Annotated in this window: 2 protein-coding genes; both read right to left on the bottom strand. The window is 56.7% G+C overall.

Annotation, left to right across the window (positions count from 1 at the left end; all coding sequences use genetic code 11):
• The coding region (locus tag ACI3UA_RS02205; RefSeq protein ID WP_439723200.1) for a [FeFe] hydrogenase, group A at positions 1–1750 on the bottom strand (1750 nt) is incomplete at its 3' end.
• Positions 1744–3594, bottom strand: a complete 1851-nt coding sequence (locus ACI3UA_RS02200) for an NAD(P)-binding protein (protein WP_439723199.1) — start codon at positions 3592–3594, stop codon at positions 1744–1746. The genes ACI3UA_RS02200 and ACI3UA_RS02205, both read right to left, overlap by 7 nt.
• Positions 3595–3883 lie beyond the last annotated feature (289 nt).

The following is a 3883-nucleotide window of genomic DNA, read 5'->3' as shown; positions in this document are numbered from 1 at the left end:
AGCGGTAATTCTTTTCCCACACATGACGGGTATGCAGCAGATGCTCGGCCTTTTCGGAGAGCGGCTTCTCCAAAAATTCCTTATAAAGCTGCTGTACGTGAGGATTCTCGTGGGAACGGCGCAGACTGCGCTCCCTGTCCAGCTCATAGAGGCGCTCGCCGCGCTGTGGCGCCCATTCGGCCTCCTCGTGGATTGGCTGTCCGCCGCCGCCTACACAGCCGCCCGGACAGGCCATGACCTCGACAAAATCATAGCAGGCCTCGCCGCTTTTTATCTGCCGGATAACCTCTTCCGCGTTTTTCAGCCCGCTCACCACGCAGACCTTCAACACCCGGCCGGCAATCTCAAATTCAGCCGTGCGTATGCCGCCCAGGCTGATGGCATTGTCACGGCCGTCAGCACGGTTGTCGCGCACCTCCCGAAAAGCATCCGCATCAGCCTCTTCGCCGGTGACCACCTTGTAGGCGGTGCGGAGCGCCGCTTCCATAACGCCGCCGGTAACGCCAAAAATAGCGCCTGCACCGGTGCCATCCCCTATCGGGGAATCAAACGGCATTTCCTTCAGCCCCCGCGGGTCAATATGCTCCGCCCTGAGAAGGCGCACCATCTCACGGGTGGTCAGCACGTAGTCCACATCCTGACAGCCGCTGGCCTGCATGGAGGCCAGTGCCGCCTCGCGCTTCTTGGACACGCACGGCATGATGGAAATCGAGCAGATATTTTCCGGTGCAATACCTGTCTTTTCAGCGAAATAGGTCTTAATCAGGGCGCCAAAAATCTGCTGCGGGCTCTTGGTGGTAGACAGGTTAGGCAAAAGCTCCGGATGGTACATGGTAAGGTAGGAAACCCAGCCGGGACAGCAGGAGGTAAACATCGGCATGTGCTTTTTCGCCAGCAGGCGCTCCAAAAGCTCACTGCCTTCCTCCATGATGGTTACATCCGCGGAGAAAACCGTGTCCAGCACATAGTCAAAGCCGATGCGTTTCAGGGCCGCCACCAGCCTGCCCTCCGTATCAATCCCCGGCTCCATGTCCGTGCGCTCCAGCCAGGCGGTGCGGACCGCCGGGGCAATCTGCACCACGGTAACCTTGTCCGGGTCCGCCAGTATGTCGTAGATGGCCGGCAAATCGTTCCTTTCCTTCAAGGCGCCCGTCGGGCAGTGGGTGATGCACTGGCCGCAGAGGGTACACCGGGCCTGGGAAATCGGCATATTGTCCACGGTGCTGATATTGGTATAGGCGCCGGTGTTCTGCACATCCCAGATATCACAGCCCTGCACCTTGCTGCAGATCTGGAGACAGCGCATGCACTTGATGCACTTCTTGGAATCGCGGATGAGCGGGAAGCTGTCGTCCCACGCCTGCTCCGTTACCTGCCGCTCAAAAGGCAGTTCATAGATGCCCAGGTGCCCGGCCAGGGTCTGCAACGGGCAGTTGCCGGAGCGCACGCAGGTGGCGCACAGGCAGTCATGCTGGGAAAGAATCAGCTCCACGTTGGATTTTCTGACGCTTCTGGCCTTGGCCGAGTTGGTAAACACCACCATGCCCTCGCTTACAGGAGTGGAGCAGGCCGTAACCAGCTTATCCTTGCCCTGAATCTCCACCACGCAGACCTTGCAGGCCGAAATCTCGTTTATCCCCTTCAAAAAGCAGAGATGCGGAATATAAATCCCCAGCTTCTTGGCGGCTTCCATTATGGTGGTTCCTTCCTCCACAGAAAGGTCAATATTATCAATTTTCAAATTTACCATCTGAGTCTGCGGCCTCCCTTCAAGGCAGAGAATCCATACTTATCACAGCGCAGGCACCTGCCAGCCTCCTGACAGGCTTCCTGCTCGCTCATGCACAGCTCCATCGGATTGAAGCTCTGCTTGCGGATACCTGCCTCCTCTTCGGCCAGCTGCACCTTGCCGCAAGGCACCTTGTCAGCCAGATCAGGCTCAGGAATCTGTACGTCACAGGAAATAATGTGCTTGTAGCCCAGGTATTCATCAATGTTGGCCGCCGCCACCTTGCCGGCGGCAATCGCCTTGATAACGGTGGCCGGGCCGGTGGCACAGTCACCACCGGCAAAGATGCCGTCGGCATTCTGCACCTCGCCGGTCATGGCCGCGGCAATAGCGCCGCGCTGAATGCTGATGCCGGCATCCTCAAAGGCCTTGCTGTCAATGCCCTGACCGATAGCCACTATAATAATATCGCATGGAATTCTCTTCAAAGGCACGTCCGCGTGGATAGGACGGGCTCTTCCCCAGGCGTCAATCGGGCCGATAATCTGCGGCTCAACCCAGAGGGCGGTCACGTTGCCGTCTTCATCCGCCTCGATATGATGGGGCGCCTTCAGCCCGTATAGCTCCGCTCCCTCGGCAATAGCCCCCTCCACCTCTTCCGGCAGGGCGGTCATATCCTCCTGACGCCGCCTGTAGGCGATGCCCACCTTTTTGGCCCCCAGGCGGATAGCTGAACGGGTGCAGTCCATGGCCACGTTGCCGCCGCCGACCACTACAACCTCCTTGCCGGAAAAATCAGGCATATCATCATCACCAATCCGCTTCAAAAGCTCCACGGCAGAGATTACCCCCCTGGCATCCTCCCCTTCAATGCCAATCTTTTTGTCCGTATGGGCACCGATGGCAATATAGATGGCATCATACTCGTTGTTCAGCGTCTTGAGGGAAATCTCCCCCTCGCCCTCACCGATTCTCGTATTCAGATGCACCTCTACGCCGGTGCTGAGAATTGCCTGCAGGTCTTCATCCAGGCGCTCCCGCGGAAAGCGGTAATTCGGTATGCCGTACCTCAGCATGCCGCCCAGCTTTTTCTTCTCCTCGAATACCACCGCATGATGTCCCATCAGCTCCAGATAGTATGCCGCCGAAAGGCCGGACGGGCCGCCGCCGATAATGGCCACCCTCTTGCCGGTGCTTTCGCACTTTTCAGGCACGGGCACCGTATCTGCATGGGCGTTATCCACCGCCATCAGTTTCAGGCCGCGGATGTTGACGGACACATCAATCATACTGCGGCGGCAACGGGCCTCGCAGGGATGCTCGCAAATCATGGCGCAGGCCGTAGGGAACGGATTGTCCTTGCGGATGAGGCGCACCGCGTCGGCGTAGCGCTTTTCACCCACCAGGGAAATATAGCCGGGAATATCCACCTTGGCAGGGCACAGGGCCACGCAGGGAATAGCATGCTGGGCATGAACGGAACAGCAGCCTTCCTTCACATGATGCTCATAATCCTCGCGGAATCCGTCAAAGCCTGCCACCAGCATGTGCGCGGCCTCATAGCCGATGGCGCAGTCCGCGCTGGCCTCGATATTCTTTGCCGTTTTTTCAATCAGGTCAAGGGTTTTCATCGTCGCCCTGCCGCTCAGCACATCCTCCAGAAGATGCTGCAGCTGGGTCAGCCCCACCCGGCACGGCACACATTTGCCGCAGGTCTGTGCCTGGCACACCTTCAAAAACGACAGCTGCAAATCCACCGGGCACAGGCCGGGCGGAGATGCGATGATGTGGCGCTCCAAATCCTTGTACAGCTTCTCCACCGTCAGCTGAACCCGATCCGGAGTATCTACTTTTAATCTGCTCATACACTTCTCTCCAAAATACAAAAAATAAATACTAATTCCTTTTTACCATGCAACTATTATAGCACAAAACAGGCATTATGACATAATTTATTGCTCACCGGCATCTTCATGATATCGATAGCCAAACAGGCCAAACTGCAGGCACAGCAAAGCCCCCGTTTTCGCGTCATGAATCCGGGGGCCTTATACATATACATGATATTAGAAAAGGGAGAATGGTAATCCCCCTTTTATGTTGGGCCTCATTCGAGATGGAGTATGGATAAATTCAATTTTATTGAAATAATAT

Origin of the sequence: Anaerovibrio sp., from assembly GCF_051866355.1 — a bacterium.
GTDB lineage: Bacteria > Bacillota > Negativicutes > Selenomonadales > Selenomonadaceae > Anaerovibrio.
The sequence above is the reverse complement of the archived record's forward strand: the minus strand, read 5'-3'. Positions and strand labels throughout refer to the sequence as shown.

Bases quoted from the DNA above. Each gene is read 5' to 3' on its own strand.
- ACI3UA_RS02200 (WP_439723199.1), bottom strand. From the start codon at position 3,594: ATGAGCAGATTAAAAGTAGATACTCCGGATCGGGTTCAGCTGACGGTG.